We start from the raw sequence: 21,333 nt of genomic DNA, 5'->3' as shown, positions 1-21,333 counted from the left end.
TGGTTGGATTCTGGTTAGCATAGCCTCCAATGTGCATGAGCGATAAGTGTTTTATAAGAGTTAAATTAAACCGTTATACAGTTTCAGTATCTAACATCGTGTGTACTAGACGTGATACATGTAAATAAAATCAAAGAAATGAAAAAAATACTCCTGGTTGAAGATGATCCTAATTTAGGATTACTGCTACAAGATTATTTGCAACTCAAAGGCAAATTTGAAGTGGTTTTGTGTACGGATGGCGAAGAAGGCCTTAAGGCATTTAACAAGCAAACTTTCGACCTTTGTATTCTAGATGTAATGATGCCGAAGAAAGATGGTTTTACCCTCGGAAAAGACATTAGAAAGGTAAATTCACAAGTGCCGATTATTTTTGCAACGGCTAAAACCATGCTAGAAGATAAAGCTGCAGCATACGATTTAGGTGGAGACGATTATATTACCAAGCCCTTTAGAATTGAGGAATTGCTGCTGCGGATAAACGCTATGTTTAAACGCATTACCAGCAAAGCTGATGGCGCAGATGAAGTGGTGAAGACCCAATTTGCGATTGGAGAATATCACTTTGACTATACTACTCAAATCATCACCCATAAAGCACAACATCAGAAGTTATCGACTAAAGAAGCCGAACTATTGCGATTACTATGCCTTAAGAAGAATACTGTTTTAACCAGAGAAGAAGCTTTATTAAGTATCTGGCACGATGATAACTATTTTAATGGACGAAGCATGGACGTTTTTCTAAGCAAGCTTCGTAAATATTTAAAAGGTGATTCAAACGTAGAAATTATAAATGTACATGGCAAAGGCTACAAGCTTTTGGTAGGCTAGAACCCAATGCACATCATACCCAGTTCTTATTGGTTTTATGCTGTGCCAAAATTGATGCTACTTCTGTTATAAGTACAATTGTTGTTTTATAGCCGGAATAATGCCTCGTTTTTGTGCCATGTTAAATAGCGTATCAATTGCTTTGCGCCCTTCAATGCCTAGATTGATACTATATTTGTTTACATAAAGTTCGATGTGTTTATACATTACGGCTTCATCCATGGCTTGCGCATGCTCCCGAATGAATCCAACTGCCGATTTTGGATGCGCAAAAGCAAATTCTACAGATTGCTGTACGAGTCGGTTAACCTTTAATTGAACCTCTCGCGGCAAGTTTCGGTTAACAACAATTCCACCTAAAGGAATTGCACAACCTGTTAGTTTTTCCCAATAATCACCTAAATCCACAATTTTGTTCAATCCCTTATCCTGGTAGGTAAACCGGTTTTCATGAATAATTAATCCTAAATCAATTTCATCTGCCAGTAAAGCGTCTTCAATTTCAGAGAAAACCATCTCCTGTTTGCGCTGCAAATCTGGGTAGGCAATGCCAAGCAAAAAGTTAGCCGTAGTATATTTGCCAGGGATGCCTACCTTCAAACTTTCGGGGTTGGTTTGCAATTTTTCAGCAAGACTTTCAGCAGTAAATTTGTGGCTAATTAACAATGGACCTACGCCAAAACCCAAAGCGCTACCTGCATCGAGCAACGCATACTGACTGGCTACGTAGGCAAATGCATGAAAGCTGAGTTTGGTAATATCCAACAAGCCATTCAATGCCTTCTGGTTCAAAGTTTCCACATCATCATAACACACTTCGAAAGTTAAACCTTCGGTATCAATCTTTTGATGAATGAGGGCATCGAAAATAAAGGTATCGTTAGGGCAAGGTGAAAAGCCAAGGGTAAGTTTCATAAATCAAAAATAGAGTTTGTGCCCAACTAAAGGGTCATGGTCAGTTCATTTCTGAAATAAAAGAAATTAGCCAATTGTTTAGGTTTTTAATAGCTAAACCAATTTCCCAATTGGCTTTATTTCTAGGCTCTACGTAGTTAGAAATTCCTCTAACTTGCAAGCAAGGGATATTTTCTTTTTTGCAGGCATAGAAAACTGCTGCTCCTTCCATAGACTCTACCTGTGGGTTCAGGCGTGTTATTAGCGCTTTAATATGGCTCTCCTTACCACTTACGCAATTCACGGTAATGGCTGTTGCAGTTGGTAAGTTGATGGCTATTGAGTTGTTGCTATGGTACACCTCTTCTCCAAAACCCAGTTCTGCAATACTTAAAAAAGTATCTCCATTCTGTGCGCCTAATTCTGCAAAGGTATCTTGCGTAATGTTTAGAAGTGTGCCGAGCGCAATTGATTTATCAAAGGTGCCGCCAATACCTACGTTAATTACCAAATGATATTTACCCGAAAGATGTTTACCTAAAGCATAAGCTGTTGCTACCATACCAACGCCAGAAATTACCACGTCGAAGTTTTTATCTACTATAAAATCATCTTCAGCAAGATGATAATGCTGATAAAAATAGGCGAGTTCAGCCTTGGTAGCAGCAACAATTAAAGTTTTCATAAAGTAAATTTAACAGATTGTTTTGATTAAAATGGCTTTCTTTAAGCTTTGGTCTTTAGGCTTTAAGCATTATCAGTATATTTGCCATTTATTTTATAATAATGATTTATATAACAAGAAAGGCATCGTTTAATGCTGCACATAAATTAGCCAGACCAGATTGGGATGATGAGAAGAATAGCGAAGTTTATGGTAAATGTGCCAACCCGAATTGGCATGGGCACAATTACTGGTTGTACGTTACCGTAAAGGGCGAAGTTGACCCGGAAACAGGTTTTCTTGTAGATCTAAAATGGCTTAAGGATGTAATGAACACTTATGTTGTTGATAAGGTTGACCATAAAAACTTGAACATCGACGTAGATTTTATGAATGGTAAGCTGGCATCTACCGAAAATTTGGCAATAGAAATCTGGAATCAGCTGTTTGCGCCAATTGCCGAAAGCGGCGCCGTTTTGCATAGCGTTAAGCTTTACGAAACGGAAAATAACTTTGTTGAATATTTTGGCTAAAATTCCACTTATGAGTAGTAAAGATGTACTAAAGCAAGAATCTATAGGTGGTTATGTAAAAATAGATCGCTACAACGACGATAAAATTGAAGCTGTAGCAACCCACTATAAAGATATCTTGAGTAAGTTGGGTGAAGACCCAGAACGCGAAGGGCTTTTGAAAACCCCGGAACGTGTGGCAAAGGCATTGCAGTATCTTACCCATGGATATGATTTAAAACCAAATGAGATTTTGAAGTCGGCCATGTTCGAGGAAGAGTATAGCCAAATGGTTGTGGTGAAAGATATTGAGGTATATTCGATGTGCGAACACCACATGCTGCCATTTTTTGGTAAGGCACATATTGCATACATTCCTAACGGGCATATTGTTGGTTTAAGTAAAATACCGCGTGTGGTAGATGCTTTTGCTCGTCGTTTGCAAGTACAGGAACGTTTAACAAACGAAATTAGAGATTGTATACAAAATACCCTAAATCCTATGGGTGTCGCCGTGGTAATGGAATGTAAACACTTGTGTATGGCGATGCGTGGCGTTCAGAAGCAGAATTCGGTAACTACTACTTCGGCTTTTACCGGTACTTTTTTAAGTAATGATAAAACAAGGGCAGAGTTTTTAAGGTTAATTACGGCTAGCCTAGATTAATCAAATTATAAATTATTTACTAAAAATACTCTTCTTAATTGGAGATTAATTAATATGAAAGCATACATTTTTCCAGGTCAGGGCGCACAATTTGTGGGCATGGGTAAAGATTTATACGAACATCCGCAAGCAGCCGCGTTATTCGAAAAAGCAAACGAGATTATTGGCTTCCGCATTAGCGATATTATGTTCGGCGGAACTGACGAAGGACTTAAACAGACCAACGTAACCCAACCGGCAATTTTCTTACACTCGGTGATTTTGGCCAAGGTTCTAGGAGATGATTTTCAACCAGATATGGTCGCTGGACACTCCTTAGGTGAGTTTTCAGCATTGGTAGCGGCAAATGCATTATCATTCGAAGATGGTTTTAAACTGGTAATTGCCAGGGCTAATGCTATGCAGAAAGCCTGCGAAGCACAACCATCTACCATGGCAGCAATTTTGGGCTTGGACGATGCAGTAGTTGAAAAAATTTGTGCTGAAGTTGATGAGGTAGTTGTACCGGCAAATTACAATTGCCCAGGCCAGTTGGTTATTTCCGGAAGCATAGCAGGCATCGATTTAGCATGTGCAAAACTTACTGAAGCAGGAGCTAAAAGGGCATTGAAATTGAATGTTGGTGGTGCTTTCCACTCGCCACTAATGGAACCAGCTAAAATTGAGCTTCAGGCTGCTATAGAAGCAACAAACATTGCTACACCCATCTGCCCAGTTTATCAGAATATCGATGCAAAACCTTACACAGATCCAACCCAAATTAAAGAGAATTTAATAAAACAACTTACCGGAGCTGTACGGTGGACTCAAACTGTAGAAAATATGCTTACAGATGGTGCCCTGGATTTCGTTGAAGTTGGGCCAGGAAGTGTGCTTCAGGGTTTGGTTAAAAAGGTAAATAGAACGGTGCAAACCAGCAGTGCCTCCGTAGCGTAAGTTCGTTACCATATAAATACTGCGCAGCGCCATAAACCTACTGTTTGTGGCGCTGTTTTTGTCTGTAATTAATATCTTTATCAAAATTGATGGCTTTGAGTTTTGGCGTAAAAATTAGGTTCTTACTGTTTATATTGGGCTGCTGCCTTATTGTAACTTCAATTTCGTTAAGCAGGTTTACTACGAAAAGTGAATTGCTAGATAAAGATGCAAGAGAGGTACAGGAAAACCTTAATCAAAAAGAGAAACTCGTTGCAAAGTTCCTTGCCAATAAGCAGGAAGTTAACAATGCCAAACGTTTGCACCTCGATCCAAAACTTGCTATTGACTATCTGGAGGTTTACCGAAAAAAAAATGGAATTAACCTGCTTACCTTTCAGAAAAATCAACTTAAATTCTGGAGTACTTACAAGGTTACCGACATTGATCCATCTTCTATAAAAGAAGGCAACTCCGTGTTATTTTTCTACAATGGCTGGTATGAGGTAATTAAAAGTACACAGGGAGATTTTAGTTTAGTTTTTCTTATTTCTATTCAATCGCAATATCCTTTTAAGGAAACACAGTATTTCAAGAATGATTTAGACCCGCTTTTATCATCAAATAACCTTTTAACCCTGGCATCATTTACCGATAAAGATGTTTATGCAATAAAAAGCCTCGATGATAAATTTTTATTTGGACTTAAAATTAAACCCGGGTACACAGATAACTATTATTCTACAACGCAACTCTGGTTATTTATTGGCGGTCTGCTTAGTATCTGTATGTTCTTCAATTCGCTGAGTTCTCTAATTGCCCGTAGAGGACATCTCGTTTTAGGAACTTTATTTCTACTCTTCTTTTTTGCCTCATTTCGCTTTTCAGATTTATATTTTGGGTGGTTCAATCACCGCTTTCCCCTAGCGCTATTCGATCCCCGAATTTACTCCGAAAGTTTTTTTATGCCCTCGCTGGGCGATTTCCTCCTCAATGTATTTGCTTTAACCTGGTTTCTCTTGTTTGTTTACAACCATAAGGAGCAATATCAGTTTCCGAGTTGGATAAAGAAAAACAAGGTTATTGGGGTCGCTATTCACATCGTTTTATTATTGCTTACAGGGTGGATGGCTTACCTAAGCGATGAAGTATTTTTTGGACTTATCTTCAACTCGAAAATTAATTTTGAGATTATCAATATTTTGAAATTGAGTGGATCCAGCTGGGTCAGTATCGTAATTCTATGTCTGGTTTGGTTCCAGATTTACCTTATTGCAATCATTTCTGCCACTATAACTAAACAGCTTAATGTAACCAATAAAGAACGGCTAGTAATTTTCCTTTCGGTTTTTGCTACGGTGTTTGTATATAAGCTTTTTTTCGATTTTACAGCATTCTTCATCGTCTTTGCTTTAATGTTATTCATCGCCATTAGGAAGATTTATACTGTAGACAAAAGCTTTTCGGTAGGATTGTTTGCCATTGTTTTCTTTTGTCTGGCTTTTAACACCTCGATCAAGTACATCAAGTATAAAGATATTACCGAACGCAGTTTAAGAGAGCCACTGGCCAGGAAAGTCCAATCATCCGAAGATCCAAGCGCAATTATTGCTATTAGCGGTTTAGAGGAGCAATTGATAGCAGATGAATTGCTGATTAAGTATTTCGAACGTAATGGCCAAACGAATTATCCGGCACTAAAAAATCATATTAAAAATTATTTGGATGGTTATTTGGCTAAATATGACTACCAGATTTATCCTTATGATAAAAACGGTATTGGCGCTTCTGCCCTTAATGGCCAACCTTTTAGTAAATACAAACAACTGGTAGAGTCTGGTTCAGTAAAGATTAATGGAGCAAATTATTTTTATCAGGTTAATAATACTTTTGGCTACCAAGATTATTTTGGAATTATATCAATTATAGATAATGGTAACGTACTGGGCACCCTGGTTATAGAGTTGCGCTCTAAGCCCTATAACTACAATAACCGTTTGCCCGATTTACTCGGTGATCAAAAACTAATCAACGACGAAGATTTTAGGGGATACTCCATTGCACTTTATAATAATAATCGACTGATAAACCAATCTGGAAATTATACTTATCCTTTGGATGGACGTAATTTTAAAGGTAAAAAAGATGAGTTTATCACTGAAAGTGATGACGTACTGCACTATAGTCATTTGGTGTATAAGCCTTCAGATAGTAAAATGGTTATCATCAGTAAAGAAAAGGTAAATTATGTAGAACGGCTGGCAGCACTATCTTTCTTCTTTCTAGTGTTTATTTTCTTCTCCTTGGTGCTTTATGGCTTGGTTTGGTTGATAAAGAATCTTGATGATGAAAGGGTAGGTTGGTTCAGCATCAATCGCTCATTAATGATTAATGCCAACAAAATCTTATACAAGACCCGCATACAGCTATCTATAGTGCTTTCTGTAGTTGCAACTTTGGTTATTGTAGGTTGGGTTACTTATTACTATATGAATAACGAATATCGGGGGCAGCAAAATAACCTGATTAAAGATAAAATCAGGAAAGTTCAACAGAACTTTGAAAAACAGCTTTTTAATAAGGGAATTAAAGATGATGAAAGTGGCATAGCAGATTTTAACAATTTCGCCGATATCAATAATGCAGACTTAAACTTGTATGATACCCAGGGTAATTTAATTATGACAACTTATCCTAAATTATATAACTATAAGGTATTGGGGCGGAAAATGGGTCCTCTTGCTTATGTATACTTAAGCCAGTTGAAAAGATCGGAATTTATTAATCCCGAAGAAAAAGTGGGCAATTTAACCTATGCGGCAGCTTATGCACCCATACGTAACGCACAAAACCGAACCATAGCCTACATTGGTTTACCAAACTATTCTAATGAGGAAGAATATTCTGATAAGATTGCACTATTTGTTAGTAACCTTATTAATATCTATGCTTTAGTTTTTGTGGCGGTTGGTGTTTTAGCCGTGTTCTTAGCCAATCAAATCACCAGTCCGTTAACCTTTATCCAGGAAAGCATTAGCCGGACAAGAATTGGCCAGCGTAATGAACCCATTGTATGGCGCAGGCACGATGAAATTGGGTCGTTGATTAAGGAATACAATAGTATGATTGCTGCATTGGAAGATAGTGCGGTTAAACTGGCAAGATCTGAACGTGAAAGTGCCTGGAGGGAAATGGCTAAGCAAGTTGCCCATGAAATTAAGAATCCCCTTACGCCACTAAAACTTGGCGTTCAATTGTTAGAAAAGTCTTGGAAAGAAGGCGACCCGAACTTCGAAATCAAATTCAATAAATTCAGCAAATCATTTATTGAGCAAATTGATAGCCTATCTAAAATAGCATCTGAGTTTTCTAATTTTGCTAAAATGCCAGATACTGATCTTACGAAGTTAAATGTGCTTCCGTTATTAGAGCGGGCAAGAGAGGTATATAAAAATACTGATGATGTAGAGATTAACATCTTAAATAAAACCGATCGCGAAATTAGCATACTTGCAGATCATGACCAATTACTCAGAACGTTTAATAACCTTTTCAAAAATGCTATTGAGGCAATAGAGGACAATAATCATTGCTGTATCAATGTTGTTTTCTACAACGACAGCGAAAATGCATATATAGAAATTAAGGATAATGGCAAAGGTATCCCAGCCGTACTTCACGACAGGATATTCGTGCCGAATTTCACTACAAAAACATCGGGCACTGGTTTGGGATTGGCTTTTGTAAAGCAAGCCACAGAAAATGCAGGTGGAACCATAAGCTTTACCTCGGTAACAGGTTTAGGTACTACGTTTTATTTAACGTTCCCCTTAGCTTAATCTTTCTACGAAAATTTATTTGAGTTCTACTTGTGCTTTACCCAATGTACTTCCATCAGTATAAAGAATTACGGTGTAAATGCCGCGTATAAAGGGTTTAGGATTAACCCAATCAATCACAAAGGTAGTATCATCATTATTGTAATCGATGTAAATAGAGTGGCTATATTGCATCTCCTGGCCATCGGCCTCAAATCTATCAGCATCGTCTGCCAGTAGATTACCTGCAGGATCAAATACTCTTAGAAATATGTTGTGGTTTCCCTTTTCTGCGAGTGCATTCGGGATAATATTAAACCGCACACTTAGTTTTTGGGCGCTTGATGATTTGGTTACTTCAATTTTCTTGCCGTTTGTTTTGGTTCTGAAAGCAATAATTTCCGCATCCTGAAGTTTCAACGCGGCGGCAGTTTTAACTTTCGAACTTAAATTGGCATTTTGATTTTCCAAGTTGGAAGCCCTGTTGCTAAGGTTTTTAAGTGTATTCTCTAAACTATCTTTGCTATTTTTTAAAAAGATATTGTCTTTTTGAAGCTGGATAATTTGATCATTGTAATTCTTAACAAAAGTTTTAAGTTCGTTAATTTGGTTATTAGCCTTATCAAGTTCACCTTGCGTAATCTCACCTTTTTCTAGCGCAACTTTCAGCTCCTCAATCTTTTTTCTTGCCAGGTTTTGCTGGCCGATGAGCTTTTCGTTTAAATCTAAATTTAGCGCATTTACCTTATCTAGCTCTACTTCGATCTTTTCTACTTCAAGGCGCAGTTTATCTTTCTCTGTACTTACCGTAACAAATTTTTGACTTTGCTGTCGGTCTTTAAAAAACAGGTATGCGTTTGTACCAATAAGCGCAGTTATAACAATAATTAAAAAGTAAATCTTATTTCTATCGCCCTTGTTTATGCCTTGTGATTCCATTTTTTACAATGCTGTATCTTTCTCAAATTAATGTATTCTTGTTTTTCCATAGGTAGATGGAATTACTCAAATCCTTTTATAAGCAAGGCGCAAATTAAAATTTTTAATAAACTTATATGACTTTTTAAAAAAAATCGTTTACTTGCTAACATTCGTCTAATCTAAATTTAGATACAAACACACACCCTGAATACAAAATAATACACAAATAATGCTTAAAAACTCGTTCTACGCACTTCTTTATTTAATTCTCGTTCCTTATATATTAAATGCCCAAGCTTTATCAAATATTGCACCAAAAAGAGAGTTTAGAGGGGTTTGGGTGGCTACAGTTACCAATATCGATTGGCCATCTCGTCCTGGATTAAGTGTTGATCAGCAAAAACAAGAATTAATTGGGATATTAGAAAGGCATAAAGCGCAAGGGATGAATGCCATTATCTTGCAAGTAAGACCTGCCGCTGATGCATTTTATGCAAAATCTAGAGAACCTTGGAGCCAATGGCTCATGGGAAAGCAAGGCCTGGCTCCTGCACCTGGTTACGATCCGCTAGATTTTGCCATTAAAGAAGCCCATTTCAGGGGGATGGAACTACATGCATGGTTTAACCCTTACCGTGCAAGTATGAGTGCCTCGGCAGTGCTTAGCGAAGACCATGCCTATCGCAAACATCCAGACTGGTTTTTTACCTATGGCGGAAAGAAGCAATTCGATCCGGGTATCCCAGAGGTAAGAGACTATATTGTACAGGTCATTTTAGATGTAGTTAAGGGTTACGATATTGACGGGGTTCATTTTGATGATTATTTTTATCCTTACACAATTGAAGGGCAAACCATTAATGACAATAATACCTTTAATACTTATAAAGCTGATTTTACAGATATAGGCGACTGGCGCCGCAATAATGTAGACCTGCTAATTAAAGAATTAACGGATAGTATTCATCACTATAAAAAATGGGTTAAATTCGGTATTAGCCCCTTTGGCATTTGGAGAAACAAGAACGAAGATCCTGAAGGTTCTGCAACTAGCGGATTATCTAACTATGCAGAGCTTTTTGCCGATAGCCGCAAATGGGTTAGAGAGGGATGGGTAGATTATATTAACCCGCAAATTTATTTCACCTTTACGCGGCGGGTAGCACCATTTGCAACCCTTGTAGATTGGTGGGGCAATAATAGCTTTGGTAGACACGTTTACATTGGCCAAGGGGCATATCTGGTAAATTCTAAAGCAGAAGCGGCCTGGCGAAATCCCAATGAGGTACCTAATCAGATCAGGTATATGAGACAAAACAACCGGATTCAAGGTAGCGTGTATTTTAGCTCCAAATCCCTTAGTACCGTGGCAAGAAGTGTTGGCGATTCTTTGAGAAACAGTTTTTATAAGTACCCGGCATTACCGCCACAAATGCCTTGGCTGGATGAAATTGCACCAAATCAACCTCAATCCTTAACTGCAGATGCCGTAAAAGAGGGGGTTCATTTAAAGTGGGCCAAACCATTAAAGGCTAAAGACGGGGAAACCGCATCAGGCTATGTAATTTATCGCTTTGCGGAAGGCGAAAAAATTTCTACCCTAGATCCTAAAAACATTGTTAAAATAAGCTTTGATGAGTATGTAACTTTTATTGATACCGGTGTTGAAAACGGTAAACGTTACAGTTATTTGGTTACGGCCTTAGATCGTTTAAAAAATGAAAGCGAACCTAGTGGTCCGGTAGGTGTAGAAGTTCCATTAGCAAAAGAATAGCCGTTAGCTTAAAGAAGTGGCTTTTCCGTTAGGGATATTGAAATTAATTTATTTCTGATTGATAAAACAAAGCTTTAAATTGGGTTCGATAATGTAATTGATCATGACCGAACCCAAACAACGCCTGCTTTCGCTAGATTTTTTTAGGGGATTAACAGTAGCCGCAATGATTTTGGTGAATAATCCCGGAAGTTGGGGGCATATTTACGCACCATTAGAACATGCAACCTGGCATGGTTGCACGCCAACAGATCTAATTTTTCCGTTTTTCCTCTGGATTGTAGGAGTTTCCATTGCCTTTGCGATGGGCAGTAGCAAAGAAAACCCATCTTTGCACGGCAAAATTATCCTTAAGGCTGTTAAGAGAGGCATAATCTTATACCTGTTAGGCTTTTTTCTTGCCATTTTTGGTAAACTAATGGCCGTAATTATTGATGGAAAAAGCTTAATCGAAGCTTTTCAAACCGTTAGGTTATTAGGTGTTCTGCAAAGGATCGGTATCGTATTCATCATTAGTAGCATCATATTTTTAAAGGTATCTAACAGATCCATTTTTAAAGTTTTTATTGTAATTCTTGCGGTTTATTGGGCGCTAATGACTTTTGTTCCAGTGCCGGGCGTGGGTTATGCTAACCTGGAGAAGGAGACTAATTTAGCAGCTTGGATAGATCGTGGTATCTTAACTGAGGCGCATACTTGGGCAGCTGCAAAAACCTGGGATCCGGAAGGCGTACTCAGTACGCTGCCGGCAGTAGGTACCTGCCTGTTTGGAGTTTTAGTTGGCGTATGGATGAAAAGAAGAGATGTAGACAGTGCAACCAAGGTAGCATGGCTATTTTCTGCCGGCATACTTGCAGTAGTGTTGGGCTTACTTTGGGATCTGCAATTTCCAATAAATAAATCTCTGTGGACTAGTTCTTATGTACTATATGCCGGCGGACTGGCATCAATTGCCTTGGCACTTTGCTATTGGATAATTGATGTGCAGGGTTTCAAGCGAATTACAACGCCTTTTGTGGTCTACGGTGTTAATGCAATTACAGTTTTCTTCCTTGCCGGATTAATGCCAAGGGTATTAAATCTAATAAAACTTAACAATGGCGATGGAACTTATGTTGGCTTATTGGAAAAATTTTACAGTACCTGCTACTTGCCGTATTTCTCGCCCATTAATGCTTCTCTCGTGTGGGCAATTACTTATGTTTTAGGATTCTATGTGTTGCTTTACATCATGTATAAAAAGAATATCATTATAAAAGTTTAATTGCTAAATTGCCATAGCTTCCTGCATTTCCTTTACGCTTTATCATTCTTATCAAGTTAGAGATGAAATCCACCACATATGATATTGCAACAGCGCAAAATAGTCATGTCTCTATGGTTTTTAATGCTTCAGCTGGTTTCTCAGCTACGAGTGTTTCTGCTCAGACAACTGCTAAGGGAAGGGCATGGAAACATCATTATTTCCCTAGTAGAGTGGTAACTGCTGTAAGATCTGGCAAATCACATGTGGTTGGTATAATTGTACCAAATGTACAGGCAAACTTCTTCTCTACCATTATTCATTGTATAGAGGATGGCCTAAAGGATGAAGGATATCGGATCATCATTTATCAATCAAACGAATCTCTAGAAAATGAAATAAAAGGGGTAGAGACTTTGCTTGAGGCACATGTAGATGGCATCATGGCGTCAATTTCATTAGAAACCCAAAGCGGCTCTCACTTTTCTGGGCTTATAAACCAGAACAAACCCCTTATCTTTTTCGATCGGGTTGATGAAACTTTGCCTGTACCAACAGTAACTGTTGATGATTTTGAAGCCGGTTACTGCGCTACTCAACATTTAATAGAGCAGGGATACCAAAAGATTGCTTTTATAACTACCAGTCACCAAGTAAAAATCTTTAGCGAAAGGTTAAGGGGGTACAAAACTGCCCTGACAAAAAATGGTTTTCCGCTTGTATTAGAGCATATACTTTTCGGTGGATTATCTATCAAAGACGGACGGTTTGGTGCTGGAAAATTGATGAGGGCTAGAAATAAACCAGATGCTATTATTGCCGGTGATGACTTTACCGCCTTAGGTGTAATTAAAAAACTTAAAGAGATAGACCTTACTCCACCAGAAATTGGCGTGGTGGGCTTTGCTAACGAAGCATTTTCGTCTTACATCACACCAACACTTACTATGATCGATCAGCATGCGCCACAAATTGGGCGGGCCTGTGCACAAATGTTCTTAAAAATGGTTAGGCGGAAAAACCCTTACGAGGAAATAGATCATGTTGTACTAAGTCCGAACTTAATTGCAAGACAAACATCTTCCAGGAACTCGGAGGTGCCAAATGCGTGAAGCTAAACTTCCCGTTTCAATAGCTATTTAACCGAGCATAAAAAACCCGCCTGGGTGTATCCAAGGCGGGCTATCTATTTTAGTCTTCAAATTTCCATCTTACAAAGGCTTCCATGGCTTCATACTCCGCTAAACCTAGCTCATCATATGCTTTTGCTGTTTCGCGATTTCGATCTTCGGCCCGTTGCCAGAACTCTCGTGCATCATCTCCAGGAAAAACAGCCCGATCTTTTTGGCTTTGGTGTTTAAAGATTGCATATTTCTTGCGCTCTAGTTCTTGCGGGGAAATTGGAACCGCCATTTCAATTTCGTGGGTTTCGAATTCATGCCATGCTCCGCGATACATCCATAGCCAGCAGTCTTTAGCCCAATCTTCTGTTTTTCTTAGGCGATTTAGTGCTGCAATAATAATGTTAAAGCAAACAATGTGGGTGCCGTGTGGGTCTTCAAAATCGCCTGCCGCGTAAACCTGGTGCGGCTTAACTTTCTGCAACAATTCCATCGTTAATTCGATGTCTGCATCTGTAACCGGATTCTTTTTGCTCTTACCGCTTTCGTAAAACGGTAGTGCCTGGAAATGGATATGATCGTCTTCTAAGCCACAATAACGGGCGCCAGCTATTGCCTCTCCCTTTCGTATTAAACCCTTAACACTTTGAATCTCCGGGGTATCTATCTCGTTGGGTTTCTTCTGATCGATAAACGTACGCATGTTTTGATACAGCGTTTTTAAATGGCTGTTATCCATGCCCATTTTCTCTGTAAAATCTACGTTAAACTCGATAAAACGAAGCGCATCATCATCCCAAACTGCGGTATTTCCTGATGTTTGATAAGCTACATGCACGTCATGCTTTTGATCTACCAATCTTATAAACGTACCGCCCATAGAAATTACATCGTCATCTGGATGGGGAGAGAAAATAATAACCCTTTTCTTAGCAGGCTCTGCCCTTTCTGGGCGTTGCGAGTCGTCGGCATTTGGTTTTCCACCCGGCCATCCAGTAATGGTATGTTGTAATTTATTAAAAATGTGGATGTTGATGTTATAAACTGGCCCTTTCTCTGTTGCCAGTTGCGCCATGCCGTTATTGTTGTAGTCGTCTTCAGTTAATTTTAAAACCGGCTTCTTCAATGTATTCGCCAGCCAAATTACAGCTTTACGAATTAGCGCATCTGTCCAAACGCAATCTTTAACCAGCCAAGGCGTATCAAAACGTGTAAGTTCTGAAGCAGCGGGGGCATCTAAAATAAACTCTACATGATCTGATAATTGCAGGTAAGTGGCCGGAACATCGCCAGATATTTCTCCCTCAACGGCTTTTTTAATGATAGAAGCTTTTTTGCGGCTCCAGGCCATCAGAATAATTTCTCTGGCTTTAAATATGGTGCCAATACCCATGGTAATGGCTTTTGTAGGTACAAAAGATTTTCCTCCAAAATCTCTTGCAGCATCTCTACGTGTTAAATCATCTAAGGTAACCAAGCGAGTTCCAGAGTTTGGAGCAGAACCAGGCTCGTTAAAACCAATGTGCCCTGTACGGCCAATACCTAAAATTTGAATATCAAGCCCACCTAAATCTCCAATTTTCCTTTCGTAGTCTAAGCAGAAAGCAGGAATATCTTCCAAGGCTAACGTGCCATCAGGAATATGAACATTGTTCTTATCAATGTCGATATGATCAAAAAGATTTTCATTCATAAATGTAACGTAACTCTGGGCGGCAGTAGGCGCCATTGGATAGTATTCATCCAGGTTAAACGTTATTACATTCTTAAAACTTAAACCCTCTTCTTTATGCAGTCTTACCAGTTCGGCATATACTGCAATTGGGGTTACACCTGTTGCTAAGCCCAGTACTGCAGGTGTGTTGTTTGCTTGTTTTGTTTTAATGAGATCGGCGATGCGATGTGCAACATTAATTGAAGCAATTTTTGGATTTGCGAACACGCTCACAGGTAGTTTCTCGAAACGTGTCTCCTCCAGTAGATTTAATCTAGCCATTTTTATGGTTTTTAATGTACGGAGCGGTAAATATAGGGAGTTGTGTGCATTTGTGCCAAAGGTTATTTACTTTTATTCTCAAAAAGCTTTTAAAATACCTGATGTCGATAAACAAGAAGTGGGTGTTTTTAACTTTAATTTAAAAACTTATGAATCAGCAAATCCAAGAGCTTTATAACAAGGCCAGTAAGCAAACCCGGTTAATTATTGGTTTAATGAGTGGAACATCTATGGACGGTTTAGATATTGCGCTTTGCAAGGTATCGGGGAGTGGTTTGGAAACTACAATTGATGTGGTTGCATTTAAAACCGCAAACTTTACTAATCAATTTCGAGCCGATATCAAAGCTATCTTTTCAAAAAAGGAAGTCGATTTGCAATTGGTTTGTTTGATGAATGAGCATATTGCGAATACCCATGCAAGGTTGATTAACGAAGCATTGCAAGAATGGGGTTATAAAAACGGTGATATAGACTTTATTGCAAGTCATGGCCAAACCATTTTTCATGCACCACAGTCTTTGCATCAACTTAAACATTTTCCAAATGGGACGCTACAAATAGGTGATGCTGATCATATTGCCGTTAAGACTGGTATTATTACACTTTCTGATTTCCGGCAAAAACATTTGGCTGCAGGTGGCGAAGGAGCCCCTCTCGCTGTTTATGGAGATTACCTCATTTTCTCAAAAGCAAAAGAAGATCGGGTGATGCTGAATATTGGGGGCATAGCAAATTTTACCTATCTACCTGCTAGTTTAAATGCAAGTGAAATATTTTCTACCGATGTAGGTCCTGGAAACACACTAATGGATCAGTATATGCAGAAGCATTACAACCGTTTTTATGATGATGATGGTACCATTGGCTTATCAGGCACGCTCAATTTAGATTTGCTATCGGCGTTGCTAGCTTGTGATTTCTTCTCTGCTAAGTTTCCCAAAACAACTGGTCCGGAATTGTTCAATCTGGATTATCTTCAAAAGGCCCAGGTGCAGTCGAAGACTGAAGGTTTAAGTACTGCTGATGTTATGGCTACCTTGTGTCAATTTTCTGCAGAAACCATTGCAAGTGCAATAATAAAATGCTTTGGATCTAGAGCGGGGGTTAAAATTTTTATGAGTGGCGGCGGTATGCATAACCCCTTATTGGTAGAAAATTTAAAGCAAATGTTGCCTGATGCTACTTTTTTAACCACAAGCGATTTGGGAATTAATCCTGATGCCAAAGAAGCAGTTTTATTTGCGGTGCTGGCGAATGAAACCCTTTGTGGTAAACCCATAAATTTTGGAGAAAGAAAAGGCGTACCGGCAGTTTGCATGGGTAAAATTAGTTTGCCATAGCCTCCGGCAGAATAAAATTTTATCAAAATCGATTTTCTAGGTCTAAAAATTTGGTATGTTAGGTATTTTATTAAATTTGTGTTAACCAAATTTCAAACTAAACACAATTTTATGAAAAAATGTTACCTAAAACGGGTGTCAAATTACTTTGCTTTTTTGATCATCCCTCTCCTATTATTGGGGTTTACCGAAACTGCTCAGAGCCAAACCAAACGATACAACATTACCGGAAATGTATTGGATGCAACCAACAATGCCCCGATTCCTGGTGCGGTAGTTAAAATACTAAATACCAATTTAGCCACAAGCACTAACGGAAACGGTGCCTATTCTTTTGCCGTAGATCTTACTGCAGGAGAATACAAAATTCAGTTTTCCTTTATAGGTTATAAGAGCACTACCACCACGGTAAGTCTGGGAACAAATACCCAGGTTCAATCAAGCGCAAAACTAAGCGCAGATGCTGTAGGCTTAGATGAGGTTATTGTTACTGGTACTTCTGCTGGTACAACCAGAAAGCAACTTGGTAGTTATGTTAGCACCGTTAAAGGCGACGACTTAAACAAAGCACCAAGTGGAAATGCCTTGGCTTCATTGCAGGGCAAAACGCCAGGTGCACAAATCAGTCAAAATTCTGGCGATCCGGCGGGTGGAATTTCTGTTCGTTTAAGGGGTGTGAGTTCTGTAAACTCATCTTCCGAACCTTTATATATTATCGATGGCGTAATCGTCAACAATTCAACTACGCGGGTAACAAATACATCGGGCAATTATGACGGTGGAAACTTCGTGGGCAGCATAGGACAAAATCGAATGGTAGACATTAGCCCTGCAGATATTGATCATATTGAAGTGCTTAATGGTGCCGCTGCTGCAGCAATTTATGGTTCCAGAGCCAATGCTGGGGTAATACAAATATTTACTAAGCGTGGTAAAACCGGTGAACCACAAGTTAGTTTCAATACCAGTTTAACTATTAGTGAATTGCGCAAGCAAGTGGAAGTAAACCAGTCGCCAACAAAATTTGGTGGTCCTACTGATGGTCCGACCGCACAAACACAGGATATATTAACACCGGCGCTAACAAATACTACCCCTGTTACACGATACAATTATCAAGATTATATCTTCAGAACGGGTATTGGTACTGATAATTCCGTATCTGTTTCGGGCGGAAATGATAATACCAAATTTTATACATCAGCTGGATATTTTTCTAACCAGGGGATTATTAAGAACACCGATTTTACGAGGATGAATTTCCGGGCAAACCTTGATCAGAGCATTAATAAGTGGGCAAAACTAACGGCTGGATTTAATTTTGTACACAGCGATGCCAATGAAAAACCAGATGGAAACTCATTTTTCTCTCCGATGAATTCTGTTACGATTATTGGAAACTTTCATGATTTATTTACCAGAGATGCGTTGGGCAATTTGAAAGCAATAGGTGAACGTGGCCGTGTTAACCCGGTTTCTGTTATTGAAGATATTAAACAGCGCCAGTTTACCAATAGAATCATTGCAAATACCGGTTTAAAACTTACACCAGTAAAGAATCTTACCATTGACTATACCATGGGGGTAGATAACGCCATTCAAAATGGTACTACCTACATCCCTCCTTTTGAATACAATGTAAGTACTGGGTTTTATGGAGGGGGACCAACTCTAGATCCATCTTTAAATGGCTATGCAAGTGCTGCAAATGCCACCACCACACTTTTTAACAATGAATTAAATTTCACTTACGACGCGAAAATTTCTGGGTCACTAAGCTCAACAACACAACTCGGCGGGTCTTATCAATACCAGAAAGACCTTTACAGCTTGCTTAACGGACGCGGATTGGCACCCTTTGTACAGGTTGTGAATGGTGCAAGTACTGTTTTACCTAACGCAGATAGCAGATCGGAATTCTCTATTAGCGGAGCTTACTTACAGCAAAATTTCAAGTATAAAGATCATCTCTTTTTTACTGGTGCAATCAGAGTGGATCAATCAACAGTATTTGGTGAAGATAATAGGACGCAGTTCTATCCCAAAGCAAATGTAAGTTATGTTCTGTCTTCTGCAGATTATTGGTCAAACCTGGGTGTATCATCGTGGTGGAATGCGTTTAAGTTACGTGCTGCTTACGGTCAATCAGGCAATTTAACCGGTATTAATGCTTACGATCGCTTTAACGTTTACGCTCCAAGCGCATTAAATAGTAAAACCTCGCTTACCTCTCTAAGTACGCTTGCGAATACTGGTGTTAAGCCAGAACGCCAGGAGGAGCTCGAGCTTGGAACAGATATGTCTTTCTTCAGCAACCGTTTAGGATTAACGTTCAGTTACTATAACAAAAGCGTAACCGATTTGCTTTTGAATGTAGTAATTGCGCCTACAACAGGATTTTCTAGCTTACTAAATAATATAAGTGGAACATTAAAAAATAAAGGAATTGAATTGATGCTGACTGGTGTACCAGTTAAAACCGACGATTTTAGTTGGACAGCCACGTTAATTTACAATAGAAATAGAAATAAGATTATAGGATCTGGAGCACAGCGATTACTATCAACAAATGCAGGTGCACCTGTTTCAATTACCGACGGGTTTCCCGTGGGCGTATTCTATGGAACGTTTTTCGCTAGAAATGAAGATGGAAGTTTGTTGTTGAATGCACAAGGCATCCCTCAAACAGAACGTGGAATACAAACATCCGCTACTACTTTCCAAAGCCAGCGTACTGGTGGCCAACCAAGCGGAAGCGTATTGCGTAAAGTAATTGGAGACCCAAATCCAGATTATACAGGCTCGTTAGTGAACGACTTTACATACAAAAAAGTAAGTCTTCATGTTCAGCTAGATGCTGTGCAAGGAGGTGATGTGTGGAATGCAGACTGGCGCACTCGCCAAGGCGTTGGAAACGGAAAAGTTGCAGAGGCAGAACAGCTTGGTCAGTTACCAAGAGGCTACGTTGCAGGCGTTTACAATGTAGAAGAATGGCGTATTGACAATGGTTCTTTCGTTAAGCTAAGGGAGATCTCTCTGAGCTATAATCTAGGCCAGGTTAAATTTTTAAAAAACCTAACGGTTAATGTTAGTGGCAGAAATTTATTCTCTTGGGATAATTACAAAGGCTACGATCCAGAGTTGAACTCTGGAGGGCAATCGACCATTTTAAGAAATATCGACTTTGGTTCTGTTCCAATTCCTAGAACTTTTTCTTTTGGTTTGCAGGCAAGATTCTAATGCAAAATCAACTATCAGTTTCTAGAAAGAATATCACCAAAAAAAACATATTGAGATGAAAAATTTAAAATCAAAACATATTGGCTATGCATTTCTGCTTTCTACAGCACTTTTGCTTAATGCCTGTAAAAAAGAATATTTAAACCCAAATGCTGCTACTGCAAACGATGTACTTACATCGGCTAAGGGATTAACAGGCGTTACGGTCGGGCTCCAGAAAATTTACAGCACAACGCGTCCGGGATTACTTTATGGGGGAATTACGCTCAACGGATTAACTACCAACGAGCTTATATCTATTAATACTGGTAACACTAACGAGGAACGATTGGTTGCAGGAGGGGTCCAAGTGGATGGAACCAACACCATTCTTTTGAATGTTTGGGCGGGTGCTAATAAAATCATTTTTGATGCAGATAACGTAATCAATAATGCAGCAACACTTGCAGATAAGAATTATGCTGCCGGATTGGTGGCACATGCCAGTATTTTCAAGGCGCTAGCTTTAGGAGCCTTATCAGAATATTGGGAAAAAGTACCAGCAGGAAATGGACAAAATGTCTCTTTCATTACTCGTGTAGAAGGTTACAATAAGGCTGTAGCCGTTTTAGATAATGCTCAGGCTGTAATCGCAGCAAATCCAATCAGCACCTCTTTCTTAGGAAATATTCCTTCAGGTATCGATATTCCAAATACGCTCAATGCACTTAAAGCCCGTTATGCATTGTTTGCAGGAAACTATTCTTTGGCTTTATCTGCTGCAAATGCCGTTGATCTGACTAAAAAATCGACATTTACTTATGATGCATTAAACCTCAATCCAATTTTTGAGATTGCTACCTCGACGAATAACGTAATTCAGCCTAAAAACTTAAATTTGGGTCAAACAAATGCAAACATTCCCGATGCTGGTGACGGCAGAATTCCTTTTTATACCGTTGTGAATACCACAGTGCGGATAAATGGGTTTGGAGCCGCAGCTTTCGCCCCATATCCTGTTTATCTACCTGGAGAGATGACACTAATTAAAGCGGAATCTTACGCCAGGCAGTCGACTCCAAATTTATCGAGTGCATTAAATGAGTTAAATAAAGTTGTAACTAAAACGGCGGCAGCAGATCCATTTGGCGTTGGGGCAGGGCTACCAGCTTTAACAGGTACATATACTCAACAGCAGTTATTGGATTTAATTTACAAACATCGTAGCATAGAATTATTTATGTCTGGTTTGAAATTAGAAGATATGAGAAGATTTAATCAACCTTTAACAGATCGTAAACGCAACTTTTTCCCTTACCCATTTCAGGAAAGGGATAACAATACAAACACACCGGCTGATCCATCGTTCTAACCCAATAAATTTAACCATCCATCTGAAAATAATTAGATGG

Annotated in this window: 15 protein-coding genes; 11 read left to right on the top strand and 4 right to left on the bottom strand. The window is 39.0% G+C overall.

All coding sequences use genetic code 11. The annotated features are described in order from the left end of the window. Positions 1-138: 138 nt before the first annotated feature. Positions 139-834 carry a response regulator transcription factor gene (locus OQ268_RS03450; RefSeq protein ID WP_265854694.1) on the top strand — a complete coding sequence of 232 codons (696 nt, stop codon included), beginning with the start codon at positions 139-141 and terminating at the stop codon, positions 832-834. 66 nt (positions 835-900) lie between these two features. On the opposite strand, the gene OQ268_RS03445 is transcribed toward OQ268_RS03450, so the two are convergent. Both OQ268_RS03445 and mqnB read right to left on the bottom strand, forming a co-directional pair. Then, positions 901-1,749 (bottom strand): menaquinone biosynthesis family protein, encoded by an 849-nt coding sequence (locus OQ268_RS03445; protein WP_265854692.1) that lies wholly within the window; start codon positions 1,747-1,749, stop codon positions 901-903. A 40-nt stretch (positions 1,750-1,789) separates the two neighbouring features. Continuing rightward, the gene (gene mqnB, locus OQ268_RS03440) at positions 1,790-2,413 is read right to left on the bottom strand and encodes a futalosine hydrolase (protein WP_265854690.1); all 624 of its coding nucleotides are present in this window, start codon (positions 2,411-2,413) and stop codon (positions 1,790-1,792) included. A 101-nt stretch (positions 2,414-2,514) separates the two neighbouring features. On the opposite strand from mqnB, the gene OQ268_RS03435 reads away from it, so the two are divergent. The 4 genes from OQ268_RS03435 to OQ268_RS03420 all read left to right on the top strand — a co-directional run bounded on the left by OQ268_RS03435 (position 2,515) and on the right by OQ268_RS03420 (position 8,325). Next, complete coding sequence (locus OQ268_RS03435; protein ID WP_265854689.1) at positions 2,515-2,925, top strand: 6-pyruvoyl trahydropterin synthase family protein; 411 nt, start codon at positions 2,515-2,517, stop codon at positions 2,923-2,925. A gap of 10 nt (positions 2,926-2,935) precedes the next feature. Beyond that, on the top strand, positions 2,936-3,571 hold the full coding sequence (gene folE / locus OQ268_RS03430) for a GTP cyclohydrolase I FolE (protein ID WP_265854688.1): 636 nt from the start codon (positions 2,936-2,938) through the stop codon (positions 3,569-3,571). A gap of 54 nt (positions 3,572-3,625) precedes the next feature. Beyond that, positions 3,626-4,507 carry an ACP S-malonyltransferase gene (gene fabD / locus OQ268_RS03425; protein WP_265854687.1) on the top strand — a complete coding sequence of 294 codons (882 nt, stop codon included), beginning with the start codon at positions 3,626-3,628 and terminating at the stop codon, positions 4,505-4,507. Positions 4,508-4,596: 89 nt separating this feature from the next. Continuing rightward, positions 4,597-8,325 carry a sensor histidine kinase gene (locus OQ268_RS03420; RefSeq protein ID WP_265854685.1) on the top strand — a complete coding sequence of 1,243 codons (3,729 nt, stop codon included), beginning with the start codon at positions 4,597-4,599 and terminating at the stop codon, positions 8,323-8,325. Between the two features lie 15 nt (positions 8,326-8,340). Here OQ268_RS03420 and OQ268_RS03415 read toward each other — a convergent pair whose 3' ends face one another. Next, positions 8,341-9,243: a coiled-coil domain-containing protein gene (locus OQ268_RS03415; protein ID WP_265854684.1), complete on the bottom strand. Its 903-nt coding sequence runs from the start codon at positions 9,241-9,243 to the stop codon at positions 8,341-8,343. Between the two features lie 211 nt (positions 9,244-9,454). Here OQ268_RS03415 and OQ268_RS03410 point away from each other — a divergent pair, with 211 nt between their 5' ends. The 3 genes from OQ268_RS03410 to OQ268_RS03400 all read left to right on the top strand — a co-directional run bounded on the left by OQ268_RS03410 (position 9,455) and on the right by OQ268_RS03400 (position 13,354). Then, positions 9,455-10,999, top strand: coding sequence for a glycoside hydrolase family 10 protein (locus OQ268_RS03410; RefSeq protein ID WP_265854683.1), 1,545 nt, complete (start codon positions 9,455-9,457; stop codon positions 10,997-10,999). Between the two features lie 103 nt (positions 11,000-11,102). Next, a complete protein-coding gene (locus OQ268_RS03405; protein WP_265854682.1) occupies positions 11,103-12,263 on the top strand; it encodes an acyltransferase family protein in 1,161 nt (386 codons plus the stop codon). Positions 12,264-12,325: 62 nt separating this feature from the next. Continuing rightward, positions 12,326-13,354, top strand: a complete 1,029-nt coding sequence (locus OQ268_RS03400) for a LacI family DNA-binding transcriptional regulator (RefSeq protein ID WP_265854681.1) — start codon at positions 12,326-12,328, stop codon at positions 13,352-13,354. A 79-nt stretch (positions 13,355-13,433) separates the two neighbouring features. Here OQ268_RS03400 and nagB read toward each other — a convergent pair whose 3' ends face one another. Then, positions 13,434-15,359: a glucosamine-6-phosphate deaminase gene (nagB, locus tag OQ268_RS03395; RefSeq protein WP_265854680.1), complete on the bottom strand. Its 1,926-nt coding sequence runs from the start codon at positions 15,357-15,359 to the stop codon at positions 13,434-13,436. A 149-nt stretch (positions 15,360-15,508) separates the two neighbouring features. Here nagB and OQ268_RS03390 point away from each other — a divergent pair, with 149 nt between their 5' ends. From OQ268_RS03390 to OQ268_RS03380, 3 genes are all read left to right on the top strand, one after another. Further along, entirely contained in the window at positions 15,509-16,702 is a 1,194-nt protein-coding gene (locus OQ268_RS03390; protein WP_265854679.1) for an anhydro-N-acetylmuramic acid kinase, read from the top strand. A 111-nt stretch (positions 16,703-16,813) separates the two neighbouring features. Further along, entirely contained in the window at positions 16,814-19,942 is a 3,129-nt protein-coding gene (locus OQ268_RS03385; RefSeq protein ID WP_265854678.1) for a SusC/RagA family TonB-linked outer membrane protein, read from the top strand. A gap of 55 nt (positions 19,943-19,997) precedes the next feature. Further along, positions 19,998-21,293, top strand: a complete 1,296-nt coding sequence (locus OQ268_RS03380; RefSeq protein ID WP_265854676.1) for a RagB/SusD family nutrient uptake outer membrane protein — start codon at positions 19,998-20,000, stop codon at positions 21,291-21,293. Positions 21,294-21,333 lie beyond the last annotated feature (40 nt).

The organism is Pedobacter sandarakinus (assembly GCF_026240095.1).
Taxonomy (GTDB): Bacteria; Bacteroidota; Bacteroidia; order Sphingobacteriales; family Sphingobacteriaceae; genus Pedobacter; species Pedobacter sandarakinus.
The sequence above is the reverse complement of the archived record's forward strand: the minus strand, read 5'-3'. Positions and strand labels throughout refer to the sequence as shown.

What these genes read in the sequence shown, in the direction of transcription:
- mqnB (WP_265854690.1), bottom strand. Translation starts at nt 2,413, where the DNA reads ATGAAAACTTTAATTGTTGCTGCTACCAAGGCTGAACTCGCCTATTTT.
- OQ268_RS03445 (WP_265854692.1), bottom strand. Translation starts at nt 1,749, where the DNA reads ATGAAACTTACCCTTGGCTTTTCACCTTGCCCTAACGATACCTTTATT.
- OQ268_RS03415 (WP_265854684.1), bottom strand. Translation starts at nt 9,243, where the DNA reads ATGGAATCACAAGGCATAAACAAGGGCGATAGAAATAAGATTTACTTT.
- OQ268_RS03400 (WP_265854681.1), top strand. Translation starts at nt 12,326, where the DNA reads ATGAAATCCACCACATATGATATTGCAACAGCGCAAAATAGTCATGTC.
- fabD (WP_265854687.1), top strand. Translation starts at nt 3,626, where the DNA reads ATGAAAGCATACATTTTTCCAGGTCAGGGCGCACAATTTGTGGGCATG.
- OQ268_RS03390 (WP_265854679.1), top strand. Translation starts at nt 15,509, where the DNA reads ATGAATCAGCAAATCCAAGAGCTTTATAACAAGGCCAGTAAGCAAACC.
- OQ268_RS03385 (WP_265854678.1), top strand. Translation starts at nt 16,814, where the DNA reads ATGAAAAAATGTTACCTAAAACGGGTGTCAAATTACTTTGCTTTTTTG.
- OQ268_RS03405 (WP_265854682.1), top strand. Translation starts at nt 11,103, where the DNA reads ATGACCGAACCCAAACAACGCCTGCTTTCGCTAGATTTTTTTAGGGGA.
- OQ268_RS03420 (WP_265854685.1), top strand. Translation starts at nt 4,597, where the DNA reads ATGGCTTTGAGTTTTGGCGTAAAAATTAGGTTCTTACTGTTTATATTG.
- folE (WP_265854688.1), top strand. Translation starts at nt 2,936, where the DNA reads ATGAGTAGTAAAGATGTACTAAAGCAAGAATCTATAGGTGGTTATGTA.
- OQ268_RS03410 (WP_265854683.1), top strand. Translation starts at nt 9,455, where the DNA reads ATGCTTAAAAACTCGTTCTACGCACTTCTTTATTTAATTCTCGTTCCT.
- OQ268_RS03380 (WP_265854676.1), top strand. Translation starts at nt 19,998, where the DNA reads ATGAAAAATTTAAAATCAAAACATATTGGCTATGCATTTCTGCTTTCT.
- OQ268_RS03435 (WP_265854689.1), top strand. Translation starts at nt 2,515, where the DNA reads ATGATTTATATAACAAGAAAGGCATCGTTTAATGCTGCACATAAATTA.
- nagB (WP_265854680.1), bottom strand. Translation starts at nt 15,359, where the DNA reads ATGGCTAGATTAAATCTACTGGAGGAGACACGTTTCGAGAAACTACCT.
- OQ268_RS03450 (WP_265854694.1), top strand. Translation starts at nt 139, where the DNA reads ATGAAAAAAATACTCCTGGTTGAAGATGATCCTAATTTAGGATTACTG.